Source organism: Bradyrhizobium sp. B025 (genome assembly GCF_042257955.1).
Classification (GTDB): Bacteria; Pseudomonadota; Alphaproteobacteria; order Rhizobiales; family Xanthobacteraceae; genus Bradyrhizobium; species Bradyrhizobium diazoefficiens.
This window is the reverse complement of the sequence record NZ_CP170150.1, coordinates 3883913-3907549: the sequence shown is the minus strand read 5'-3', so window position 1 is coordinate 3907549 and position 23637 is coordinate 3883913. Positions and strand designations below refer to the sequence as shown.

The 23637-nt window shown below is 64.7% G+C and carries 19 protein-coding genes; 9 read left to right on the top strand and 10 right to left on the bottom strand.

What is annotated here, in order from left to right; translation table 11 throughout:
- Positions 1-16 precede the first annotated feature (16 nt).
- Together ACE10W_RS17895 and ACE10W_RS17890 are read left to right on the top strand one after the other, a co-directional pair.
- Entirely contained in the window at positions 17-196 is a 180-nt protein-coding gene (locus tag ACE10W_RS17895; protein ID WP_028171105.1) for a hypothetical protein, read from the top strand.
- A 71-nt stretch (positions 197-267) separates the two neighbouring features.
- Positions 268-2130 carry an ABC-F family ATP-binding cassette domain-containing protein gene (locus ACE10W_RS17890; protein ID WP_271556790.1) on the top strand — a complete coding sequence of 621 codons (1863 nt, stop codon included), beginning with the start codon at positions 268-270 and terminating at the stop codon, positions 2128-2130.
- Positions 2131-2280: 150 nt separating this feature from the next.
- On the opposite strand, the gene ACE10W_RS17885 is transcribed toward ACE10W_RS17890, so the two are convergent.
- The 10 genes from ACE10W_RS17885 to ACE10W_RS17840 form a co-directional block, all read right to left on the bottom strand.
- Entirely contained in the window at positions 2281-2952 is a 672-nt protein-coding gene (locus ACE10W_RS17885) for a 3'-5' exonuclease (RefSeq protein ID WP_011086891.1), read from the bottom strand.
- A gap of 1 nt (position 2953) precedes the next feature.
- On the bottom strand, positions 2954-4690 hold the full coding sequence (locus ACE10W_RS17880) for a putative nucleotidyltransferase substrate binding domain-containing protein (protein ID WP_231166703.1): 1737 nt from the start codon (positions 4688-4690) through the stop codon (positions 2954-2956).
- A gap of 183 nt (positions 4691-4873) precedes the next feature.
- Complete coding sequence (locus tag ACE10W_RS17875; protein ID WP_011086889.1) at positions 4874-6565, bottom strand: cation acetate symporter; 1692 nt, start codon at positions 6563-6565, stop codon at positions 4874-4876.
- Positions 6562-6864: a DUF485 domain-containing protein gene (locus ACE10W_RS17870; RefSeq protein ID WP_028171101.1), complete on the bottom strand. Its 303-nt coding sequence runs from the start codon at positions 6862-6864 to the stop codon at positions 6562-6564. The genes ACE10W_RS17875 and ACE10W_RS17870 overlap by 4 nt, the downstream gene beginning before the upstream one ends.
- A gap of 243 nt (positions 6865-7107) precedes the next feature.
- Complete coding sequence (locus ACE10W_RS17865; RefSeq protein ID WP_011086887.1) at positions 7108-7419, bottom strand: DUF3240 family protein; 312 nt, start codon at positions 7417-7419, stop codon at positions 7108-7110.
- A complete protein-coding gene (locus ACE10W_RS17860; RefSeq protein WP_375762652.1) occupies positions 7416-10490 on the bottom strand; it encodes an efflux RND transporter permease subunit in 3075 nt (1024 codons plus the stop codon). The genes ACE10W_RS17865 and ACE10W_RS17860 overlap by 4 nt, the downstream gene beginning before the upstream one ends.
- The gene (locus ACE10W_RS17855; protein WP_375762651.1) at positions 10490-11602 is read right to left on the bottom strand and encodes an efflux RND transporter periplasmic adaptor subunit; all 1113 of its coding nucleotides are present in this window, start codon (positions 11600-11602) and stop codon (positions 10490-10492) included. The genes ACE10W_RS17860 and ACE10W_RS17855 overlap by 1 nt, the downstream gene beginning before the upstream one ends.
- A gap of 290 nt (positions 11603-11892) precedes the next feature.
- A complete protein-coding gene (locus tag ACE10W_RS17850) occupies positions 11893-12384 on the bottom strand; it encodes a hypothetical protein (protein WP_028171098.1) in 492 nt (163 codons plus the stop codon).
- A gap of 166 nt (positions 12385-12550) precedes the next feature.
- Positions 12551-13003, bottom strand: coding sequence for a DNA polymerase III subunit chi (locus ACE10W_RS17845; protein ID WP_011086883.1), 453 nt, complete (start codon positions 13001-13003; stop codon positions 12551-12553).
- Between the two features lie 6 nt (positions 13004-13009).
- Positions 13010-14509 carry a leucyl aminopeptidase gene (locus tag ACE10W_RS17840; protein ID WP_028171097.1) on the bottom strand — a complete coding sequence of 500 codons (1500 nt, stop codon included), beginning with the start codon at positions 14507-14509 and terminating at the stop codon, positions 13010-13012.
- Between the two features lie 338 nt (positions 14510-14847).
- Between ACE10W_RS17840 and lptF the strand changes: the two genes are divergently transcribed.
- The 7 genes from lptF (at position 14848) to ACE10W_RS17805 (ending at position 23566) form a co-directional block, all read left to right on the top strand.
- Complete coding sequence (gene lptF, locus ACE10W_RS17835; protein ID WP_011086881.1) at positions 14848-16017, top strand: LPS export ABC transporter permease LptF; 1170 nt, start codon at positions 14848-14850, stop codon at positions 16015-16017.
- Positions 16014-17111 carry an LPS export ABC transporter permease LptG gene (lptG, locus tag ACE10W_RS17830; protein WP_038966780.1) on the top strand — a complete coding sequence of 366 codons (1098 nt, stop codon included), beginning with the start codon at positions 16014-16016 and terminating at the stop codon, positions 17109-17111. The genes lptF and lptG overlap by 4 nt, the downstream gene beginning before the upstream one ends.
- Positions 17111-19597, top strand: a complete 2487-nt coding sequence (locus ACE10W_RS17825; protein WP_028171095.1) for an LPS-assembly protein LptD — start codon at positions 17111-17113, stop codon at positions 19595-19597. The genes lptG and ACE10W_RS17825 overlap by 1 nt, the downstream gene beginning before the upstream one ends.
- A 68-nt stretch (positions 19598-19665) precedes the next feature.
- On the top strand, positions 19666-20592 hold the full coding sequence (locus ACE10W_RS17820; protein ID WP_028171094.1) for a SurA N-terminal domain-containing protein: 927 nt from the start codon (positions 19666-19668) through the stop codon (positions 20590-20592).
- The gene (gene pdxA / locus ACE10W_RS17815; protein ID WP_271556788.1) at positions 20592-21629 is read left to right on the top strand and encodes a 4-hydroxythreonine-4-phosphate dehydrogenase PdxA; all 1038 of its coding nucleotides are present in this window, start codon (positions 20592-20594) and stop codon (positions 21627-21629) included. The genes ACE10W_RS17820 and pdxA overlap by 1 nt, the downstream gene beginning before the upstream one ends.
- Positions 21629-22483 (top strand): 16S rRNA (adenine(1518)-N(6)/adenine(1519)-N(6))-dimethyltransferase RsmA, encoded by an 855-nt coding sequence (gene rsmA, locus ACE10W_RS17810; protein WP_271556787.1) that lies wholly within the window; start codon positions 21629-21631, stop codon positions 22481-22483. The genes pdxA and rsmA overlap by 1 nt, the downstream gene beginning before the upstream one ends.
- Before the next feature lie 24 nt (positions 22484-22507).
- Complete coding sequence (locus ACE10W_RS17805; protein ID WP_110116073.1) at positions 22508-23566, top strand: alcohol dehydrogenase; 1059 nt, start codon at positions 22508-22510, stop codon at positions 23564-23566.
- Positions 23567-23637: the final 71 nt, after the last annotated feature.

Below are 23637 nucleotides of genomic sequence, written 5' to 3'. Positions count from 1 at the left end.
AACATGGAACCTCGTGATGACGGGCCCTTTCGCCAATGACAGCGAACAAATCGACCGGCGCACCAGCCGCTCGATTTGCGATGCCGTGGGGGAACGGCTTCAGCAGAGACTCCGCCCCGACCCCCGGCTGCCCACGCATCTCGAACAGCTCCTCGACGAGCTGAAGAAGCGCGACCGCGAAGGCGGCGCTCACTGACAGGCCGTAGACATAGAACGGGCTGCGCAAAAACGGGTTGCGTTTGATCCCGGCTGCGGTGACAAGGCCGCATGCTGTCCATCACCGACCTCTCCATCCGCCTCGCCGGACGCCTTTTGATTGACCAGAGTTCCGTGCAGATCACGCCCGGATCGCGCGTCGGCATGGTCGGACGCAACGGCACCGGCAAATCGACGCTGTTCAAGGTGATCCGCGGCGAGCTCGCGGCCGAGCACGGCGCGGTGACCCTGCCGCCGCGCTGGCGGGTTGGCAGCCTCGCGCAGGAGGCGCCGAACGGCCCCGAGAGCCTGATCTCCGTCGTGCTCAAGGCCGATCTCGAACGCGACGCGCTGCTTCACGAAGCCGAGAGCGCCACCGATCCGCACCGGATCGCCGAGATCCAGACCCGGCTGGTCGACATCGACGCGCATTCGGCGCCGAGCCGTGCCGCCGCGATCCTGTCCGGCCTCGGCTTTTCCGCCGCCGATCAGCTCCGTCCCTGCGCCGAATTCTCCGGCGGCTGGCGCATGCGCGTCGCGCTCGCCGCGACGCTGTTCGCGGCCCCCGACCTGTTGCTGCTCGACGAGCCCACCAACTATCTCGATCTCGAAGGCACGCTGTGGCTCGAGGATCACCTCGCGCATTACCCGCGCACGGTGATCGTGATCAGCCACGACCGCGACCTCCTCGAAAGCTCGGTCGACCAGATCCTGCATCTGGAGCGCGGCAAGCTCACGCTCTACAAGGGCAGCTACTCCTCCTTCGAGGAGCAGCGCGCCGCGCGCGAGCTGCTCGATGCAAAGGCGGTCAAGCGCCAGGAGGCCGAACGCGCCCGCCTGCAGGCCTTCGTCGACCGCTTCAAGGCCAAGGCCTCGAAAGCGCGCCAGGCCCAATCGCGCGTCAAAATGCTGGAGCGGCTGAAGCCGATCACCGCGCTGGTCACCGAAGACGTGCGCGAGATCAGCTTCCCCGCGCCGGAAAAAATCCTGTCGCCGCCGATCATCGCCGTCGACAACGCCTCGGTCGGCTACGATCCGGCGACGCCGGTGCTCGGCCGCGTCACCTTGCGCATCGACAATGACGACCGCATCGCGCTTCTCGGCGCCAACGGCAACGGCAAGTCGACGCTGGTGAAGCTGCTCGCCGGCCGCCTCGCGCCGTTCTCGGGCAAGGTCACGCGCGCCGACAAGCTCTCGATCGCCTATTTCGCGCAGCATCAGCTCGACGAGCTGAACGAGGACGCCTCCGCCTACGATCACGTCCGCAAGCTGATGGGCGATGCGCCGGAAGCGAAAGTGCGGGCACGCGCCGGCGCGATCGGCTTCTCCGGCAAGGCGGCCGACACCAAGGTGGCAAAACTGTCGGGCGGCGAGAAGGCGCGGCTGTTGCTCGGCATTGCGACCTTCTTCGGCCCCAACATGATCATCCTGGACGAGCCGACCAACCATCTCGACATCGACAGCCGCGCCGCGCTTGCGGAAGCCATCAACGAATTCCCCGGCGCGGTGATCATGGTCTCGCATGATCGCTATCTGATCGAGGCCTGCGCCGACCGGCTCTGGATCGTCGCCGACCGCACCGTCACCAATTACGACGGCGACCTTGACGAATACCGCCGCCTGGTCCTGTCAGCGCGCAACAGCGAACCCGCCCCGCGCGAGCGCAGCACGGCAGCCGAGAAGCCGCAGCGCCCGAAGTCGGACAATCGCGGCTCGCTCAAGAAGCGCATTACCGAAGCCGAAGCCGAGATCGCCCGCGTCAGCGACATCATCACCAAAATCGACACGGCGCTCGCCCTGCCCGACATCTTCACCCGCGATCCCAAGCAGGCCGCGCAGCTGTCGAAGGCCCGCGCCAATGCGGCCGAGGCATTGGCGCGCGCCGAGGAGCAGTGGCTCGAGGCGAGCACACAATTCGACGAGGCGGCGGGCTAGTCTTGCGACCGCGGAACGTCGGTCCGGGCTCGGCCGGCCAAGGCTCCATCAAAATCTGAAGAACAACCCCATGCACAGTACAGGTATCAAAATACCTGCACGTTTCCATCTGTGGCCACTGGACAATCTGCTCCGCTGCGCCGGGCCCGGTTATCCCCCGAACTGATTGAAAACGGGGCTGGCACGTTGGCGCGCGATACGTACGCCGCGCCTGCTCAAGTCGCGCAACTGCAGGAACATCATTGCAGTCATCAATGCGTCGTTGAAAGCATCGTGCTGCCCAAGAGGCGGAATGCAGAGGTCGTGGAGGATCGCGGCGAACGACAGATCGACCTCGGTATTCGGCGGCGCGTTGCCGTATTTGCGTTCGTAGTAGAGCCGCGACACTTCGATGCGTTCGTTGGGCAGTTCGATTCCCACCAGCGGCAGGATGTACTTGTCCAGCATGGCGATGTCGAAGTCGACATAATAGCCGATCAGCGGGCGCGGCCCGATGAAATGCAGAAAGCCTGGCAGCACCTTCCAGACGATCGGCGACGCTTCGACGTCGGACCGGCGCAAGCGGTGAATCTTGATCGCCTCCGCCTCCAGTTCGCTGTCGGGATGGACGATGGCTTCGAAGCGCGCGCTGGTCAAAATCCGGTTGCCGCGGATCTTGATTGCGGCAATGGCGACGACGTTGTCCGTTCGCACATTCAGACCGGTGGTCTCGCAATCGATGACGACAAACTCGTCGTCCGGAGCGCGATCGAACATGAAGCGATAAGATTGATCGCTCAGGGTCGCCTGGTGCAACAGTCGTTTGATCGCACGGGGCAGCATTCTAGAACATGCCGAGCTTGAAATGATGACCGACAATTTCCCGAAACTTCTTCACCACCTGGAGCGCGTCACGCAGCAGATGACGTTCCATGCTGGACAAGTGCGCCGGTCTTACCAGAGTTCCCGATGCGCCCGCGGATGCGGCCAGCTGCCCGTCGAGCCGAAGCATCAGCAGGAATCGGAAGGCTTGTTTCAAGTCGCGTCCAAAGTCCCGTTGCAGCACGCCGAGATCACAGAGCCGGGAAATCCGCTTGTCGGTGGAGGTCTCGCGCAGGCCCTGCTCGAGCGCCAGGCTGCGAACGCCGTGCACGATGGGAAAGATGCCGCCCTTCTTGAGATCCAGCGCATCGCCGGTGCCCTCCGACGTGATCAGGTTGTTGAAGAGGCCGATCGGCGTTTCAAACGCGTCAACGGCGCGCGCGAAGTGTGCCATGAACGCCTGCTCGCCCCGGGTCATGTCGATCAGCGCCGTCTTGGCGTCGTTCAGGAGCTGCTCATTGCCCGCGATCGCCTGCGCATCGTAGACGATGGCCACATTCATGTGCCCGGCCTGATCGGGAAGCACGATCCAGCGGCGCAAATCCGCGCGATACTCCGAAAGCGGCCGGGACCATAGCGGATTGCGCACCATGATATCGCCCGGACAGGGCGGAAAGCCGAAGCTCTGCAGAGCGACGAAGAATTCCTGGCGGAACGCCTCCAGGATTTCGCCCTGCATCGGACCTGCGAGGATAAGGCCGTTGTCCTGGTCGGTACGGATGGTCTGCTCGCCCCGCCCTTCGCTTCCCATCACGATCAGGCAGCTGCTGGTGCGCAGCTCGGCCGGCGCGACCATTTCGAACAATCGAGACAGCAGGCGTCGATTGAGGTCGGAGACGATCTCCGCAATGACCTCTACCTTGACCCCTTGCCGTCGCAGCACGCGCGTTTGCGTCTCGATCTCCCGCGCCGCGGTGGCGAGGTCCTGCTGACTCGAGGCTCGATCGATGCGGCCGGCAATGACTTGAGCGCTTCCCGCCAAGAACCCCAGCAGATCGATCTCCTCCAGAATTCCGACGAGCTCTTCGCCGTCGCGCACGGCAAGCCGCCGCTTGTTGTGCTTGGTCATGAGCAGGAGGGCCGAGGAGACGAAATCGTCACGGCGCAGCGACACGATGTCGAAATTCGCGAGCTCGCCGACCGGCGTCTGGATGGACTGGCGCCGCAGCACCACCGCTTTGGACAGGTTCATGCCGGTCACGATGCCGATCCGCTCACCGTCCCGGACAAACAGCGCATTGCTGTTGATCTCGCGCATCAGATGCCCGGCGGCCTCGATCGTATCACTGGCAGCCAGAAACACCGGCGGATGCAGGAACAGTTCGCCGACCTTGGCGTGCATCAACGAGCCGTAACGTCCCGTCTCCTCGTCGTTGGCGAGTTCGTCCAGCTTCTGGGATATCTCCCGGTAAAAAAAAGCCGCAAAGCGCGGGTTCGCCTTGATCAGACCGAGCGCGACCTTCCGGGGGATCACGTAGCAAAGCGTCTCGTCGCGGGCGATAAACTGGTGGCCGCTATGGTCGTGAACGAGCGCGCGACTGTCGAACGTGTCCTTGGGACCGAGCAATGCCAGCAGGTCGGCTTCGTTCCGCTCCTCGACGATGCCCTTGATCACGACATAGAGCGCCTCCGCCGGGGCGTCCCGCCCGATGATCGCTTCGCCCGGACTGAAGTACCCGATGTCCAGCGCGGCCCGCAACGTCTCGGCCTCGCTCGGCGTCAGACGATCGAACGGCGGGTTGGTGATGTCGAACGCCTTGGGCATTTCGGCCTTTCGAAGATACGGACCATCCGAGGATCCGACGACTGATCATCGAAAGCGCGGCACCGGCCGGCCCATATGAGCCGGTCGGTACCGAAGCGACGTCCCGCAGATCCTCGCCTAGTGAGCCGTGGCCGAAGCAGCACCGATACCGGTCTGCGATCGGACATATTGCGCGTCAAAGCCATCGCGATCGGCCGCGGCACGCTTGCTGCGGTCCAGGATCGAGACCAGCCAGATCCCCGCAAAGGCGAGCGCCATCGAGAACAGCGCCGGATTGTCCAGCTTGATGGGAGCCGACCCCTTGGCAAAGCCAAGGGTCGCCTCCCAGACTGCCGGCGAGAGGACCACGCCCACAACCGCGCTGAACAGGCCAAGGAAGCCGCCGAACACGGCTCCCCGCGTCGTCAGGCCTTTCCAGAAGATCGACATCACCAGCACGGGGAAATTGCAGGATGCCGCGATGGCGAAAGCAAGGCCCACCATGAAGGCGACGTTCTGGTTCTCGAACACGATGCCCAGGAAGATCGCAAGCACGCCGAGCACCAGTGTCGCAATCTTCGAGACCCGGATCTCGTCCTGCTCGTTTGCGTTGCCGCCCTTGATCACCATGCCGTAGAGATCGTGGCTGATGGATGATGCCCCGGCCAGAGCCAAGCCTGACACGACGGCCAGGATCGTGGCAAAGGCAACGGCCGAAATGAAGCCAAGGAACAGATTGCCGCCGACGGCGTTCGCGAGATGAATCGCCGCCATGTTGGAGCCGCCCTTGATCGCCGCGATTCCGCTCTTGGTCTTCTCGAGAATGCTCCCATCGAGAAACATCGCGTCGGTCGAAACCAGCGTGATCGCGCCAAAGCCGATGATGAAGGTCAGGATGTAGAAATAGCCGATGAAACCCGTGGCGTAGAACACGGACTTGCGGGCCGCCTGAGCGTCCTTCACGGTGAAGAAGCGCATCAGGATGTGAGGCAGGCCCGCCGTTCCGAACATCAGCGCCAGGCCGAGCGAGATGGCCGAGAGCGGATTGGAAATCAGGCTGCCGGGCTCCATGATCGCGAGTTTCTTGGGATGCACCTCTGTTGCCTTGGTGAACAGCGCTTCCGGGCTGAACCCGTACTTGTAGAGGACGGCTCCGGCCATGAACGTTGCGCCTGAGAGCAACAGCACCGCCTTGATGATCTGCACCCAGGTCGTCGCCTTCATCCCGCCGAACGTCACGTAGATCATCATCAGGCCGCCAACCAGGACGACCGCGATCCAGTAGTCGAGACCGAACAACAGCTGGATCAGCTTACCGGCACCGACCATCTGCGCGATGAGATAGAACGCAACCGTCACCAGCGAGCCGCACGCCGCCAGGATACGGATCTCGGTCTGCCCGAGCCGAAACGAGGTCACGTCGGCAAAGGTGAACTTTCCGAGGTTGCGCAATTGTTCGGCGATCAGAAAGGTGACGATCGGCCATCCCACCAGCCAGCCGACGGAGTAGATCAAGCCGTCGTAGCCCGAAGTATAGACGAGGCCCGATATGCCGAGGAAGGACGCCGCCGACATGTAGTCGCCTGCGATCGCAAGTCCGTTCTGGAAGCCCGTAATTCCGCCGCCGGCCGAGTAGAAATCCGCGGCCGATGCGGTCCTCTTGGCGGCCCAATAGGTGATGACGAGCGTCAGGCCAACGAACCCGACGAACATACCGATCGCCGACCAGTTGGTCGCCTGCTTAACGCCGCCGTCGATGCTGCCTGCGGCGAGCGCGATGGTGGGCAGGCCTGCGAGCAGGATCGCCAGGAGCCATGAGAATTTCTTCACGAGCGGTTCTCCTCGACAATCTTGCGGATGAGCACGTCGTAACTGGAATTCGCCTGGCGGACATAGATACCCGTCAGCAGGAAGGCGAGCACGATGACGGACAGTCCGATTGGAATGCCGATCGTCGTCACGCCGCTGCCCAGCGGTATCCCGAGGAACTTGGGAGCGTAGGCGACCAGCAGGATGAAGCCGAAATAGACAACAAGCATAACCGCCGACAGCATCCAGCCCAGCGACGAACGTCGGCGCACGAGCTCCTGGTAGTTCGGATCGCGTTCAATCTTGGCGAGGTTGCTCACATCAATGGTCCCTGGATGATCCTCTGGAGTTCTTGTCGTCAAAGCGGTCCCTTGTCTGGCGGGACCATCCGAGCCTGCACTGCCGGACGGCCAAGCTCCATGATCCAGATCAAGTCCGGTTGATCCCTGTGACGTGCGTGACAAACGGCCAGCGGCCGCGCAGCTGTCGAAGGCGCGCGGCCGAGCAATGGCTCGGAGCCAGCACGCAGTTTGACGAAGCGGCGGGGTAGAGGTTGCTCCGGACTACGCGATGGTTCCGAACTCGGCCACCGGGGCAATCCAATATACGAGATTGCAGCCCGCGAACGAATGCCGGAGCTGATCGACCAGGCGCCTGGCGTCCGCTCCTGGCAGAACGATCTGGACATGCACCTGATCGGCGTGGCCCTTCACACGTTCGGCGGCCGTCGGCAACTGCACGCCTGAGCCGTGTCCCGCGGCATCGGAGACCGTGAAGCCGGACGTCTGGCCCGGCTGCTCGCTGAGAAAGTCGAGCAGCTCCTCGCGCAGCTTTCGCGCCAGGATCAACGACAGGCACACATATTCGCTGGTCATTTTGACTCCTTCGCAGTGCCGCCGAACCGGCGATAGAGGATGGGGAGCAGGATGAGCGTGAGCAGCGTGGACGACAGCAATCCTCCGATCACCACGATCGCCAGCGGCCGCTGGATCTCCGATCCCGGACCGGAAGCGAACAAGAGCGGGATCAGGCCCAATGCGGTGATGCTGGCGGTCATCAGCACAGGGCGGAGCCGCCGCCTGGCACCGTCGACCACGATCTGGTCCTCGCCGACGCCATGCGCCCTCAACTGATTGAAATACGAAACCAGCACGACGCCGTTCAGGACCGCGATTCCGAGCAGGGCGATGAATCCGACAGAGGCCGGAACCGACAGATATTCGCCGGTCGAGACGAGGGCAAACACGCCTCCGATCAGCGCGAACGGGATGTTCACGAGCACGAGCAAGGCCTGCCGGACGGAAGCGAAGGTCGTGAACAGCAACACGAAGATGAGACCGATGGCGACGGGCACGACAATCGAAAGGCGCGCGGCAGCGCGTTGCTGGTTTTCGAACTGTCCGCCCCAGGTGAGCCGATAGCCCTTCGGCAGCGAAAGGTCGGCGGCGACCTTCCGTTGGGCCGCCTCGACGAAGCCGACCATGTCGCGGCCGCGCACATTGGCGCGAACGACGCTCATCCGGTTGCCGTCCTCGCGGTCGATCTTCACCGGGCCGTCGACGCGCTGGATGCGCGCGACCTGGGACAGCGCGACGTGCTGCCCGGAGGCGAGCGTGAGTGGCAGGCTCGCGAGCAATGTGGGCGCCTCCCGCGTCGTCTCGCTTCCCCGGACCAGAATGGGCGTGCGACGGCCCTCCTCGAGCGCGGTGCCGATCGTCCGCCCCTCGATCTGGGTCCGCAGCGCATTGGCAATGGTGTCCACCGTCAGACCGAGACGGCCGGCCTCCATCCGGTTCACGACGACCGTGTAGTATTGCGCACCCTCGTTGAGCGTCGTGTAGACGTCTTCCGCACCCTCGATGCTGGTGAGGATCTCGGACAGTTTCGTCGCGATCTCGTTGAGCCTGCCGACGTCGCTGCCGAAGACCTTCACGGCGACGTCGCCACGCACGCCGCTGATCATCTCCTGCACCCGCATGTCGATGGGTTGGGTGAAGCTGAGCGAGATGCCCGGAAAGTCGGCGAGCACGTTGCGCAGCGCCTTCAAGAGCTCCGCCGTGTCCGGGGCGGCTCTCTCTTCAACAGGCTTGAGCACGAGAAACGTGTCAGTCTGGTTCGGTCCCATGGGATCGAGCCCGAGCTCGTCGGAACCGGTTCGCGCGATGATCCCGGTGACGTCCGGAACCTTCAAGAGCGCCGACTGGATCCTCGCGTTGATCGCGAGGGATTCGTCCAGATTGACCGACGGCAACGTCTCGACGCTGACGATGACGTCGCCCTCGTCCATGGTCGGCATGAAGGTCTTGCCGAGTTGCGAATAGGCGTACCCTGCCGCGACCAGCGCCAGGAGAGCTGCAGCAATAACCTTTCGCTCGTTTCGCAGCGACCAGTCCAGCGCGGGTGCGTAGACGCGCTGCGCGAGGCGGATCAGCAGCGGCTCGCCGTGCCCTGCCGATTTGAGCAGGAACGAGGTCGCGACCGGGATCACGGTGAGCGCCAGCAACAGCGAGCCGGCGAGCGCAAAGATGATTGCGAGCGCAACGGGGATGAAGAGCTTGCCCTCGAGCCCCTGCAAGGTGAGCAGCGGCACGAACACGATCATGATGATCAGCACGCCGGAAGCGACAGGTTGCAGCACCTCGCAGACCGACCGGAAGATGACGTGGATCAGCGGAAGGCCCCTGCCCGGCTCGTGGTTGCCGAGATTTCCGACGATGTTCTCGACCACCACCACCAGCGCATCGATCAGCATGCCGATCGCGATCGCAAGCCCGCCGAGGCTCATCAGATTGGCAGACATTCCAACCGCACGCATGGCCAGGAGCGCAATGACGATCGCGAGCGGCAGGCTGAGGGCGATCACCAACGATGCGCGCCAATTGCCCAGGAACAGCAACAACAGGACGACCACCAGCACGGTCGCCTCGCCGAGCGCCCGCACCACCGTGCCGACGGCGCGACCGACGAGGCGGCTTCGGTCATAGAACACGTTGAGGGATACGCTCTGGGGCAGCGCGGGCTTCAGCTCCTCGAGCTTTGCGCGGACGTCACGCACGAGTTGGCCGGCATTGGCTCCGCGCAAGCCCAGCACCAGCCCTTCAACCGTTTCGCCCTGGCCGTTCTCCGTCACTGCCCCATAGCGTGTCAGGGCCCCGACCTTGACCCGCGCAACGTCGTTCACGCGTATCGGGACCCCGTCGCGGGTGTCCACGACAATGGCCTTGATGTCGTCGATCGTGCGGATGCTGCCTTCAATCCGCACCAGGGCACTGTCCTCGCCCTGGTTGACGCGCCCCGCGCCGTCGTTGCGGCTGTTGGTTTCGACGGCGCGGCGAAACAGCTCCGACGAAATGCCGCGCGCGGCGAGCGCATCGTTGAGCGGGACGATCTCGAACGCCCGCACATAGCCGCCGAGGGCATTCACGTCGGCAACCCCGGGAACCGTGCGCAGCGCTGGTCGGATCACCCAGTCGAGCAGGGTTCGCCGCTCCGCCAGCGACAGCTCGGAGCTGTCGATGGTAAACATGAACATCTCGCCGAGCGGACTGGTGATCGGCGCAAGCCCGCCACTCACCCCCTCGGGAAGGTCACGAGCGATGTTCGACAACCGCTCGGAGACCTGGTTGCGCGCCCAGTAGATATCCGTGCCGTCCTCGAAATCGATCGTGACGTCGGCGAGCGCGTATTTGGTGGTCGAGCGCAGGATCTTCTTGTTCGGCAGGCCCAGCAGTTCGAGCTCGATCGGGACGGTGATGCGCTGCTCGACCTCCTCCGGCGTCAGGCCCGGTGCCTTCATGATGATTTTCACCTGGACCGGTGAAACGTCGGGGAACGCGTCGATCGGCAGGCTGGGGAGGAACGTTGCGCCCGCGCCGATCAGCAGCAAGACGGCGAGCAGGACGAACAGCCGCTGCGAGAGCGCAAAGGCGACCAGACGCTGGAGCATTATTGGCCGGCTCCGAGCCGCGAGAGAATGCCCCGAAGCGCCGAGATGCCCGCGATCGCAACCTCGTCCTTGTCGCTGATCGGGCCGGATATCACGACGTGATCCTGGTCCTCTGCGAGCAGCGTGACCGATACCAGCCGGAAGCCGCCCTCGATGGCTTTGAATATCCAGCTCTGCTCGCCACGACGGACGAGACCGCTATAGGGAATCTCCCAGGCGCTCTCGCCCTCGGAGAGGAAGCTGAGACGGACGGACGCCGTCTGGCCCGGGTGCAATTGGCCGCTGTTCGGCACTTCGGCCCGCACCAGGATGGTTTGCGTCGCCGCATCGGTCGTCTCGGAAATCAGAACGACGCGACCGGGCGTTGCGTAACCTTCGACCTCGACCCGCGCACCGGTGCGGATTGCGCGGATGTTGGCCGCTGGAATGGCGATTTCGGCCCACAACGGCGAAAGCCGGGCAAGCTTGACCAGCGGCGCGGACTGCTCCAGCCGCTGCCCCGGCGAGACCGCGATCTCGACCACGGATCCCGTCTGCGGCGCATTGACGGTCAGCGTCCCGCTGATTGCCGCGTCGCTCGCCAACCGGGAGATCGCATCATCGGAGAGCCCCGCCAACCGGAGCATCTGCCGGCGCTCCGCGACCGCGATGGTGGCCTGGCGCGCCTCGGTCTGGCTCGCCTCGAGAACGCGTTGTGGGACGGCCTTGCCCTCGAAGAGATCGGCGTTCCGCCTGAGCTGCTGGTTCGCAAGAGCCTCCTGCGCGACGGCGTGAAGATAGTCCCGCTGGAGTGACACGAAACCCTGGCTCTCCAACGTAAGAAGCGGCTGGCCGGCGCTCACGCGATCCCCGCGCGCGACGGCCAGATTGGTGACCATGCCGGCAACGGGTGTGCTCACCACCCACAATTGAGGCGTCGGAACGACGATCTGCGCCGGATAAGGCAGTGTCTGGTCGGTTCTGCTCGAAACCGGATGCACGACACGAATGCCGAGGCTTTCGACCTGCGTGGGCGTCAGTTTCATGTCGTCGTCGGCCGCAGCGATGCCGGGGCACCCGACGAGCGAGAGCGCAACAACGACGCGGCACGCCCTGCGTAGAAGACGTTCCATCTGATGGAAAGATCGCATCAATACCAGCTTCGAAGACCGTTGCCGGGTCTTTCTAGGCCGGATGCGATTGAAGGTGTTGACCTACGTCAACGGCAGCCCATTGCGGCAAATCGGGTATTCGAGCTGGCTGTCGCGGACGATGTTGTTGTTTTGGTCGCGCGCGGCGCGCGCTCTTCAATTGCGCGATCCGCGCGAACCAGCGGCAAGGACCGTATGTCGAGGTCGATCGCCCTGGCCGCGTTCGGATCGACGACCAGCTCGTAGCGTTGCGCCGGGACGCGGGCTTGCGCTTACGCCGACTTCTTCTTCGCCTTGGGCTTGGTCGCCTTCGGCATCACAGGCGCCTCCGGCGTGCCCTCGATCGAGGACAGGCGTCCGGCCGTGAACGTGTAGATGCCCGCGCGCGGACCGGTCGTCCATGTGACAACGGCAACGCGCCTGCCGACGGCATCATTGGAGAGGTTCACGTTCGAGGGCGCGCCGATGCCGCGCACCACGTCGCATTCGGTATGGCCGAGCGCGACTGTGCCGCCGGCGGCCGCCGGCGCGGTCGTCGATGCATTGGCATCGGCAGGTCCGGGAGGCGCCGCCATGCCGGGACAGGCGCCGTCGGCGCTGACCAGATCCTCAGCCCCGACCGGCTTTTCGGGAGTCAGCGGCGGTGATTCGATCGAGATGTTCCTGATGAACAGGCGGCTGGGCGTGTTGAACCACTGGGCATCCTTGGACAGCAGATCGGTCCCGCCCGAGCAGCCCGCGACCAGCGGTGCTACGGCAGCCAACGCAACTATGAGCGAGCCGGGAAGCTTTTGATGTCGCACGATAAACTAAATTCCCCGCGTGAAGGACCAGCCCTAAACGATTGTCCCAACATCACTTTGCGGCACGAAGGTGGCCGAAGCCAGCATCACCCGTAAAGTGCAAATTATCATTAATTGCGATCGACCGCTAATTCCGCCGCTGCCACCGACCCCGTTCGTCGGCCTGCCAATAGGTGACATCAAATCCCCGCGCCTTGCAATCCGTCCAGGCACTGCGGGCGAGCGCCAGCGCGTCCGGATCGTCGCCGTTGAACAGCAGCACCATGCGCTCATAGCCCTGCGCATCCTGCGGCAGCGCTGCGTTGTCGACCAGAAAGCGGACATGGGCGCCGTTGGGATTGTCCTCCTCGATCGCCAGCACGATCGGCTGATCGGCGGCATCGTTCACGCGCCATGTCGCGTGCGGCAGGAAGGAATCGTCGCGATAGGTCCACAGATGCGCATCGAGCGCATCGGCGCGTTCCTCCGAGGTCGACTGCACCACGACGCGCCAGCCGCGCTCGAGCGATTTCTCGAGAAGCGGCGGCAACACGTTCTCCACCGTCATGTTTTGCAGATGGTAGAACAGCACTTCAGTCATTTTGGATCATTTGCGCTCGTAGTGGTCCGCCACCAGGCGATCCAGGAGGCGGACGCCATAGCCGCTTCCCCAGCTCTGGTTGATGTCGGTCTTCGGCGCGCCCATGGCGGTGCCGGCGATGTCGAGATGCGCCCAGGGCGTGCCGTCGACGAAGCGCTGCAGGAACTGCGCCGCGGTGATCGAACCGCCGTGGCGGCCGCCGGTGTTCTTCATGTCGGCGAACTGCGAATCGATCAGCTTGTCGTATTCGGGGCCGAGCGGCAGGCGCCAGACCTTCTCGCCGCTCTCGATGCCGGCCGTCAGCAGCCGGTCGGCAAGTTCGTCATTGTTGGAGAACATGCCGGCATGCTCGGTGCCGAGCGCGACCACGATCGCGCCGGTCAGCGTCGCCAAGTCCACCATGAATTTCGGCTTCGTCTTCTTGGCCACGTACCAGAGCACGTCGGCCAGCACGAGGCGGCCTTCGGCGTCGGTGTTGATGATCTCGATGGTCTGGCCCGACATCGAGGTGACGATGTCGCCCGGCCGCTGCGCATTGCCGTCGGGCATGTTCTCGACGAGGCCGATGGCGCCGACCACGTTGGCCTTGGCCTTGCGCGCCGCAAGCGCGTGCATCAGCCCGACGACGCAGGCAGCCCCGCCCATGTCGCCCTTCATGTCCTCCATGCTGCCGGCCGGCTTGATGGAGATGCCGCCGGTGTCGAAGCAGACGCCCTTGCCGACGAAGGCGACCGGGGCCTCGCCCTTCTTGCCGCCGTCCCAGCGCATGATCACGGTGCGGCTCGGCCGCGTCGAGCCCTGGCCGACGCCGAGCAGCGCGCCCATGCCGAGCTTGTCCATCGCCTTGACGTCGAGCACCTCGACCTTGACACCGAGCTTGCGGAGCAGGCTTGCGCGGCGTGCGAATTCCTCGGGGAAAAGCACATTCGGCGGCTCGTTGACGAGGTCGCGCGCGATGATCACGCCGTCGACGACATGGCCGGCCGAGGCAAACGCCTTCTTGGCCGCGGCGACATCGCCCACCGCAAGCGAGATATCGGCGCGTGAGCCGCCCTCCTCGCCGTCCTTCTTCTTGGTCTTGTAGCGGTCGAACTTGTAGGCGCGCAGCCGGAGCCCTGCGGCGATCGCAACCGCCTGCTCGCTCGTCATGGCGCCGTCAGGCAGTTCCGCCATGATGGTCATCGCGGCAGCAGTGGCGGAGAGCTTGCCCGCCGCCACGCCGCCGAATTTGAGAAAGTCGTTCGCCTTCAGGCCTGTCGCCTTGCCGGCCCCGATCACGATCAGGCGGGTGGCCTTCACCCCCTCCGGCGCCAGGATGTCCAGCGCGGCGCCGCTTTTACCTTTGAAAGCGGCGGCCGAGGCCGCCCGCTTCACAAGTTCGGTAGCGCCGCCGAGCGCCTTGGCGGTCGCCGGGCCCAGCTTCAAACCGTCGTCGCAGAACACGACCAGGATGCCACGGGCGGCAGCAGACAACGGGACGAAGCCGACCTTGATGGCATCGGACATGGGTAACTCCTCTAAAACATGGGGCTTTTGCCGCTCGACGGGTCCGGCCACGGGCCGGCGCTGAACGGCGATTCACTGGACTTTCCCCACTATGGGCCACCGGCCGGGCAGATGCCAAGCACCGCCCGTGGCCGCCAGGCCACAAGAGGGAAATATTAACCATATGTTGAGGGTGCCACGGGGCAGCCATTTTGTTGACGGATCAAAGGGATGGTAGTGAGAGAGTAAGCCGGCGTAAGAGCTGTTTGTCCGACCTTGGGGATCCCCTTCCGGGGATTGGTTGGACGGCCAGAACTCCGGCCGACATTGGGGACTTGGTGGGATTCGTGCGGTAGCGCATGGGGTCAATCGATAGGTATATCTTCCGCACGACGCTGGCGTCGTTTGCGCTGGTCCTGGTCAGCCTCACCGGCGTGATCTGGATTACGCAGGCGTTGCGCGGCATCGACCTGATGACGAGCCAGGGGCAGACCATCCTCACCTTCCTCGGCATCACCAGCCTCGTCGTGCCCGCGCTGGTCCTGATCATCTCGCCGATCGCGCTGATGATCGCGATCTCGCACACCCTGAACAAGCTCGCGACCGATTCCGAGATCATCGTGATGAATGCCGCCGGCTTCTCGCCGTTCCGGCTGTTCTATCCGTTCTTCTACGCCACCTGCGTGGTGGCCCTGCTGGTCGCCTTCATCGCGGCCTATCTTGCGCCCGACGGCATGCGGCGGATCAAGCAGTGGGACGCCGAGATCACCGCCGACGTGCTCACCAACATCCTCCAGCCCGGCCGCTTCGCCCAGCTCGACAAGAACCTGACGATCCGGATCCGCGAGCGCCTGCCGGGCGGCATCCTCGCCGGCATCTTCATCGACGACCGCCGCGATCCCAACGAGCGCGTCTCGATCGTCGCCGAGCATGGCGAGGTCATGAAGAACGACACCGGATCGTTCCTGGTGCTGGAGACGGGAAACCTGCAGCGTTTCGAGGTCGGCAAGCGCGATCCCGCGCTGGTGGCGTTCGGCCGTTACGGCTTCGACATGTCGAAGTTCTCCGGCCAGGGCCGCGACGTCACCCTCGGCATCCGCGAGCGCTATCTCTGGGAGCTGTTCTCGCCGTCCGAGGATGATCCCGTCTACAAGCAGATTCCCGGTCAGTTCCGCTCGGCCTTGCACGACAGCCTGTTGGCGCCGATCTATCCGTTCGCCTTTGCCGTGCTGACCTTCGCCTTCCTCGGTGCGCCTCGCACCACCCGCCAGAGCCGCAATTTCTCGATCGGCTCGTCCATCGTCGCAGTGTTCGGCCTGCGCATGGCTGGCTTCGCCTGCTCGGTGATGGCGGTGAAGTCGCCCGCCGCGGTGCTGGTCCAATACGCGATGGTGTTGGGCGCCATCGGCGTCGGGATGTGGATGATCGTCGGCGGCATCGTGGTCGAGCCGCCGCCCCGCCTCATGGAGGCCATCAACAGGTCGAACGCGCGCATCGCACGGTTGTTCGGACGGCCGGCCACCGCATGAGCATGCTCACCAATACACTCGGGCGCTATTTCGCCGGCCGCTTCGTGGTCGCGGCGCTCGGCGTGTTCGCCAGCATCTTCCTGCTGCTGGTGCTGGTCGATTACATCGAGATGGTGCGCAAGACCTCCGGCCTTGCGTCCGCCTCGGCGATCATGGTGGCCGAGACCTCGCTGTTCCGGGTGCCGCAGCTCCTGGAGAAACTGACGCCGTTCTGCATGCTGATCGGCGCCATGACCTGCTATCTCGCGCTCTCGCGAAGGCTCGAGCTCGTGGTCGCGCGCGCCGCCGGCGTCTCGGCCTGGCAGTTCATCTCGCCGGCGCTCGGCAGCGCGCTCCTGATCGGGGTGATCGCCACCGTCGCCTACAATCCGATGTCGGCCAATCTGCGCGAGCTCTCCAAGCGCATGGAGGCCGAGCTGTTCGGCTCGGCGCCCGGCGGCGGCATCCAGGACGCCTCCGGCTTCTGGCTCAACCAGGTGACCAACGACGGCCAAACGATCATCAATGCGGCGCGCAGCGAGCAGCAGGGCGTCCGGCTCACGGGGCTCACGCTGTTCCGGTTTGACACAGAGCAGCACTTCAAGGAACGCGTCGAGGCGCGCGAGGCGGAGCTCGAAGTCGGCCAGTGGATATTCAGGAACGTCCGCCGCTTCTCGCTCGACGGGCCGCCGATCGAGCAGGCCGTTCTGGCGATTCCGACGACGTTGACCGAGGCCCAGGTCCGCAACAGCTTTTCCACACCCGAGACTGTGTCCTTTTGGCAACTACCGAGCTACATCCGCTCCTCCGAAAGCTCAGGCTTCGCGACAGCCGGCTATCGACTCCAGTATCACAAGCTGTTGGCGCAGCCGTTTTTGCTCGCCGCCATGGTGATGCTCGCGGCCTCGGTGTCGTTGCGTTTCTTCCGGATGGGCGGCGTGCAGAAGATGGTTTTGAGTGGCGTGGGCGCAGGCTTTCTGCTCTACGTTCTGTCGAAAGTGACTGAAGACTTGAGCAAGGCTGAGTTGATGCATCCGATCGCTGCGGCGTGGTTGCCCGTGGTGGTGGGCGGCCTCACCGGCTTTTTGGCCTTGTTGTACCAGGAGGACGGTTAGTGACTGCCGTCCATCGAGGGCCCGTGTCTCGTTTGACGCGCCGCACTGTGATGCGCGCGAACGGGCGCGGCTTGTCCGTGCGCAGGCTTCTGCTCGCCGTCGTCGCTGCCGTCTCGCTCGGCGGGCTGATCGACATTGCAGCCGTGGCGCCGGCCTCGGCCCAGTTCACCTATAATCCGCTGCCGCCGCGCCCGAAGCCGCCGAAGGCCGCCAACGACAACCAGATGCTGGTTCAGGCGACCGAGGTCGACTACGACTACAACAATTCGCGCGTCTCCGCGGTCGGTAACGTCCAGCTGTTCTACAACGGCACCAGCGTCGAGGCCGACAAGGTCATCTACGACCAGAAGACCAAGCGGCTCCATGCCGAAGGCAACATCCGCATGACGGATGCCGACGGCAAGATCACCTATGCCGAGATCATGGATCTCTCGGACGATTACCGCGACGGTTTCGTCGATTCGCTGCGCGTGGACACCGCCGACCAGACCCGCATGGCCGCGACCCGTGCCGACCGGTCCAGCGGCAACTACACGGTGTTCGACAACGGCGTCTACACGGCCTGCGCGCCGTGCAAGGACGATCCGAAGAAGCCGCCGCTGTGGCAGGTCAAGGGTGCGCGCATCATCCACGACCAGCAGGAGAAGATGCTGTACTTCGAGACGGCGCAGCTCGAATTCTTCGGCGTGCCGATCGCCTACATGCCCTATTTCTCGACGCCCGACCCGACCGTGAAGCGCAAGTCCGGCTTCCTGATGCCCGGCTACTTCCCCGGCACGACGAACACCGGCTTCGGCGCCGAAGTTCCCTATTATTGGGCGATCGCGCCCGACATGGACGCAACCTTCACCCCGCGCTTCATGTCGCGACAGGGCGCGTTGCTGCAAGGCGAATTCCGTCAGCGCTTGATCGACGGCGCCTATCAGATCCGCGCCTACGGCATCTACCAGCTCGATCCCGGGGCCTTTGCCGGGCAGCCCGGAGACCGCCAGTTCCGCGGCGCTATCGACACCAAGGGTCAGTTCGCGCTGAACGACAAATGGGTCTGGGGTTGGGACGGTGTCCTGATGTCCGACTACTATTTCTTCTCGGACTATCGCCTCGCGGCCTACAGGGACCCGCTCGGATCGTTCCTGAACCTGCCGACCGATGCGATCTCGCAGCTTTATCTGACCGGCGTCGGCAATCGCAGCTTCTTCGACGCGCGCACGATGTACTGGCTGAGCTTCTCGGGCAACCAGAACCAGGTGCCGATCGTCTACCCCGTGATCGACTACTCGAACGTGCTCAACTATCCGGTGTTCGGCGGCGAGTTCAGCTACAAGACCAACTTCGTGAACCTGTCGCGTGACACCGCCGTGTTCGATCCGATCACGACGCTCGCCAACACCAACAGCCTGTGCACGACGGCGTCGGCCGATCCGCTCGCGCGCACGCCGTCGCAGTGCCTGCTGCGCGGCTTCCCCGGCACCTATACCCGCCTGACGGCGGAAGCGCAGTGGCGCAAATCCTTCACCGACCCGCTCGGCCAGATCTGGACGCCGTTCGCCAGCCTCCGTGCCGATGCGATCAACTCCTCGGTCTCGAACCAGCCGGGCGTGTCGAACTACCTGCCGGTCGGCGACACCCAGGCGATCCGCCTGATGCCGACCGTCGGCCTCGAATACCGCTATCCCTTCATCAACGTTCAGCCCTGGGGCTCGACCACCATCGAGCCGATCGCGCAGATCATCATCCGCCCGAACGAGACCTATGCCGGCAAGCTGCCGAACGAGGACGCGCAGAGCATGGTGTTCGACACCTCGAACCTGTTCAGCGTCGACAAGTTCTCCGGTTATGACCGCGTCGAGGGCGGCGGCCGCGCCAATGTCGGCGTGCAGGCCACCACGCAGTTCGACAGGGGCGGCGCCGTCAAGACGCTGTTCGGCCAGTCCTACCAGCTGTTCGGCATGAACTCCTACGCGGTCCAGGACTCCATCAACACGGGCCTGGATTCCGGTCTCGACAAGCCTCGCTCCGACTACGTGGCGAGCATCGCCTACTCGCCCAACCGCACCTACACGTTCAGCGTCCGCTCCCGCATGGACGAGCAGACCTGGAACGTCCAGCGTTTCGAGGCGGAAGGCCGCGCCAACTTCGATCGCTGGTCGATCAGCGTGATGTACGGCAACTACGCGGCACAGCCGGAACTCGGCTATCTGACGCGCCGCGAGGGCATCCTGACCTCGGGCTCGCTCAAGGTCGCGACCAACTGGGTGGTGTCGGGCTCGGCGCGCTGGGACCTCGAGGCCAACAAGATCAACCAGTATGTGCTCGGCGCCGGCTATGTCGACGATTGCTTCGTGTTGGCGGCGAACTATGTAACTTCGTATAGCTATTCGGCGGGCACTACGCCGCCAGTGCTGAGCCATGCGTACATGTTCACGTTCGGGCTGCGTACGCTGGCGACCTCGTCGACGACCAGCAGTACCGGCGGCCTCCAGTAAACGGTTTGAAGTGCCGACCGCGTTGCCCCAATCGCAGGTTCACCGCGGCTGACATGCGAGCGAGATCCATGACGACTGCCTTGCCTTTGTTCCGCCTCCTCCTCGTCCTCGCCGCCCTGTTTCTGGCCGGCACGCCGTCGCGCGCGCAGAACATCGTCGTCATGGTCAACGGCGATCCGATCACCGATTTCGACATCGACCAGCGCTCCAAGCTCGACCTGCTGACGACGCAGAAGACCCCTAGCCGGCAGGAGGTCATCAACGAGCTGATCGACGACAGGGTGAAGCTGAAGGAAGGCAAGAAGTACGGCGTCGATCCCGGCGTCTCCGACATCAACCAGTCCTTCGAGGGCATGGCGCAGCGCATGCGCATCACGACGGATCAGCTGACCAAGTCGCTCGAGGTCAAGGGCGTCCGCCCGGAGACGTTGAAGGCCCGCATGAAGTCGGAGATGGTCTGGACCAGCCTCGTGCGCGGCCGCTTCAAGGAGAAGCTGATGGTCGGCGAGCGCGACGTCGCGCAGGCGGTGCAGGCCCAGGCCGGCGACAAGCTGCAGATCGAGGGCACCGAATACAAGATGCAGCCGATCGTGCTGATCGTGCCGCGCGGCTCGTCTCCGGCCTTTCAGGAAACGCGGATGAAGGAAGCCGAACAATATCGCTCGCGCGTTGCGAGCTGCGAGGAGGCCAATTCGCTGTTCCGCTCGACGCCGAACGCCACCATCCGCGAGAGCGTCACCAAGACGACCGCGGAGCTGCCCGAGGCGCTGCGCAAGGTGCTCGACGACACGCCGATCGGCCATCTGACCGCGCCGGAGGTGACCAAGGCGGGCATCGAGATGGTGGTGCTCTGCTCGCGCAAGCCGACCATGATCGACACGCCGAAGAAGCGCGAGGTCCGCGAGAAGATGTATCAGGAGAAGTACGAGAAGACCCAGAAGGCCTATCTCGACGAGCTCCGCAAGGCGGCGATGATCGAATATCGCAACCGCTGATGGCCAACCACGCAGCAAAGCCCCTCGCCCTGACCCTGGGAGAGCCTGCCGGCATCGGCCCCGACATCACGATCGCAGCCTGGCTCCGGCGCCGCGAGCTGAACCTGCCCGCCTTCTACCTGCTCGGCGACGAGGCGCTGATCGCGCGGCGCGCCAAGACACTGGACAAGACCCTGGGTAAGGCGCTCGGCGCCGAGATCCGGATCGCCTCCGTGAGCGCACACGAAGCCGCGGCCGCCTTCACCGAAGCCCTGCCGGTGGTTGCGACCGGCGAGCGCGCCACGGCCGAACCCGGCCAGCCCGACGCCTCGAGCGCGCCGGCTGCGCTCGCCTCGATCCGCCAGGCGGTGGCCGATGTCCGGGCCGGCCGCGCCGGCGCCGTCGTCACCAATCCGATCGCCAAGAGCGTGCTCTACCGCGCGGGCTTCCGCCATCCCGGCCACACCGAATTCCTCGCCGAGCTCGCCGCAGAGGACGGCCGCGTGCCGCAGCCGGTGATGATGCTGTGGTCGCCGCGGCTCGCCGTGGTGCCCGTGACCATCCACGTCTCCTTGCGCGATGCGCTGTCCCAGCTCACGAGCGAATTGATCGTCTCGACCGTGCGCATCGTCGCGACCGAACTGAAATCCCGCTTCGGCATCGCGCGGCCGCGTATCGCGGTCTCCGGACTCAATCCGCACGCCGGCGAGGACGGCTCGCTCGGCCACGAGGAGCAGACCATCATCGCGCCTGCGCTCAAGACATTGCGCAACGACGGCATCGACGCCAGGGGGCCGCTGCCCGCCGACACCATGTTCCACGAGGCCGCGCGCAGCCTCTATGACTGCGCGGTCTGCATGTATCACGACCAGGCGCTGATCCCGATCAAGACGGTCGCCTTCGACGACGCCGTCAACGTCACGCTCGGCCTGCCCTTCATCCGTACCTCGCCCGATCACGGCACCGCCTTCGACATCGCCGGCACCGGCAAAGCCAATCCGGCGAGCCTGATCGCAGCGCTTGAGCTCGCCAGCCGCATGGCGGCTGCCAAGACCTGATGAGCGCGATCGACGACCTCCCGCCGCTGCGCGAGGTCATTCGCCAGCACGCGCTGTCGGCCCGCAAATCGCTCGGCCAGAATTTCCTGCTCGATCTCAACCTCACCGCGCGCATCGCGCGCGCGGCGGCGCCACTGGACAACTCCACCATCGTCGAGATCGGCCCGGGCCCGGGAGGACTAACCCGCGCGCTGCTTGCGCTCGGCGCCAGGCGCGTCGTCGCCATCGAGCATGACGAGCGCGCGATCCCCGCCCTGCAAGATATTTCCGCGCGCTATCCCGGCCGGCTCGAGATCGTCCACGGCGATGCCATGACCTTCGACCCGCGTCCGCGGCTCAATGGCGAAAGCGCAAAGATCGTCGCCAACCTGCCCTACAACATCGCGACTCAGCTTCTGATCAACTGGCTCACCACCGAACCATGGCCGCCCTGGTACGACATGATGGTCCTGATGTTCCAGCGCGAGGTCGGCGAGCGCATCGTGGCGCGCGAGGACGAGGAAGCCTATGGCCGCCTCGGCGTGCTCGCCAACTGGCGCTGCGAGACGAAGATCCTGTTCGACATCGCGCCGTCCGCCTTCGTGCCGCCGCCGAAGGTCACCTCCTCCGTCGTGCGCCTGGTGCCGCGCGCCGAGCCCTTGCCATGCGATCGAAAAATGCTCGAGCAGGTCGCGGCGGCCGCGTTCGGCCAGCGCCGCAAGATGCTGCGGCAAAGCCTGAAATCGCTCGGCGTCGATCCGGCGCGGCTTGCGCAGGCCGCCGGCGTCGATGCGACGCGGCGCGCCGAGACCATTCCGATATCCGGCTTTGTTGCCATGGCGCGTGAATTGGCGGATATACGCAGCGAAGGCTAAGACAGAAATTCCGGAGGAAAGAAAATGGCGTTGATGCGTCGGCAGTCGCTGGTCAAGTTCGATGCGCCCTTGTGCGAGACCATCGTCGACACGCCAAAGCCGAAAGGCGCCGAGGTGCTGGTGCGCATCGAGCGCTGCGGCCTTTGCCATTCGGATCTGCACATCCAGGACGGCTATGCCGATCTCGGCGGCGGCAAGAAGCTCGACACCACGCGCGGCATGACGCTGCCCTTCACGCTCGGCCACGAGATCGCCGGCGTCGTCGATGAAGTCGGCCCCGACGTTCCGGGCGGCCTCGTCGGCAGCAAGAAGGCGGTGTTTCCGTGGATCGGCTGCGGCCAGTGCCGCGACTGCGCCAATGGCGACGAGAACCTCTGCGTCAAGCAGCGCTTCCTCGGCGTCTCCATCGACGGCGGTTTCGCCACCCATGTGCTTGTGCCCGACGCGAAATATCTGCTCGACTACGATCCCCTGCCCGTCAACCAGGCCGCGACGCTGATGTGCTCCGGCGTCACCGCCTACGGCGCGCTCAAGCGCCTGGTCGACCGTCCGCGCCAGCGCAACCTGCTGCTGATCGGCCTCGGCGGCGTCGGCATGATGGGCCTGTCGTTCGCGCAGGCGATGTTCAAGCAGCCGATCACGGTCGCCGATCTCTCGCCGGCCGCGCGCGACACCGCACTGAAGAACGGCGCAGCCAACGCCTACGATCCGGCCGAGCCCGACGTGATCAAGCGCATCCTCAAGGAGACCGAAGGCGGTTTTGACGAGATCGTCGATTTCGCCGGCAACGAGAAGTCGATGGCGTTTGCGGTCGCGGTCGCCGCGCGCGGCGGCAAGATCGTGGTCTCCGGCCTGATGGGCGGCCAGTTCACGCTGCCCATGGTGCAATGGGTCTACAAGCGCATGACCATCGAAGGCTTCATGGTCGGCACGCTTGCGGAGGCCAAGGAGCTGATGGCACTCGCCCGCGCCGGCAAGATCAAGCCGACGCCGATGCGCGAGGAGCCGATGGGCGACGTCCAGAAATGGATCGACGAATTGCGCGCCGGCAAGGTCGTCGGCCGCATCGTGCTGAAGAACTGACACCGCCCGCGGCGGCCGGACGCAAGTTTCGCCCGCCGCGCGGAACGGCTGCGGCCACGCCGCGTTGGCAG

What these genes read in the sequence shown, in the direction of transcription:
- ACE10W_RS17895 (WP_028171105.1), top strand. Translation starts at nt 17, where the DNA reads ATGACGGGCCCTTTCGCCAATGACAGCGAACAAATCGACCGGCGCACC.
- ACE10W_RS17890 (WP_271556790.1), top strand. Translation starts at nt 268, where the DNA reads ATGCTGTCCATCACCGACCTCTCCATCCGCCTCGCCGGACGCCTTTTG.
- ACE10W_RS17885 (WP_011086891.1), bottom strand. Translation starts at nt 2,952, where the DNA reads ATGCTGCCCCGTGCGATCAAACGACTGTTGCACCAGGCGACCCTGAGC.
- ACE10W_RS17865 (WP_011086887.1), bottom strand. Translation starts at nt 7,419, where the DNA reads ATGACCAGCGAATATGTGTGCCTGTCGTTGATCCTGGCGCGAAAGCTG.
- ACE10W_RS17860 (WP_375762652.1), bottom strand. Translation starts at nt 10,490, where the DNA reads ATGCTCCAGCGTCTGGTCGCCTTTGCGCTCTCGCAGCGGCTGTTCGTC.
- ACE10W_RS17855 (WP_375762651.1), bottom strand. Translation starts at nt 11,602, where the DNA reads ATGGAACGTCTTCTACGCAGGGCGTGCCGCGTCGTTGTTGCGCTCTCG.
- ACE10W_RS17845 (WP_011086883.1), bottom strand. Translation starts at nt 13,003, where the DNA reads ATGACTGAAGTGCTGTTCTACCATCTGCAAAACATGACGGTGGAGAAC.
- ACE10W_RS17840 (WP_028171097.1), bottom strand. Translation starts at nt 14,509, where the DNA reads ATGTCCGATGCCATCAAGGTCGGCTTCGTCCCGTTGTCTGCTGCCGCC.
- lptF (WP_011086881.1), top strand. Translation starts at nt 14,848, where the DNA reads ATGGGGTCAATCGATAGGTATATCTTCCGCACGACGCTGGCGTCGTTT.
- lptG (WP_038966780.1), top strand. Translation starts at nt 16,014, where the DNA reads ATGAGCATGCTCACCAATACACTCGGGCGCTATTTCGCCGGCCGCTTC.
- ACE10W_RS17820 (WP_028171094.1), top strand. Translation starts at nt 19,666, where the DNA reads ATGACGACTGCCTTGCCTTTGTTCCGCCTCCTCCTCGTCCTCGCCGCC.
- pdxA (WP_271556788.1), top strand. Translation starts at nt 20,592, where the DNA reads ATGGCCAACCACGCAGCAAAGCCCCTCGCCCTGACCCTGGGAGAGCCT.
- rsmA (WP_271556787.1), top strand. Translation starts at nt 21,629, where the DNA reads ATGAGCGCGATCGACGACCTCCCGCCGCTGCGCGAGGTCATTCGCCAG.
- ACE10W_RS17805 (WP_110116073.1), top strand. Translation starts at nt 22,508, where the DNA reads ATGGCGTTGATGCGTCGGCAGTCGCTGGTCAAGTTCGATGCGCCCTTG.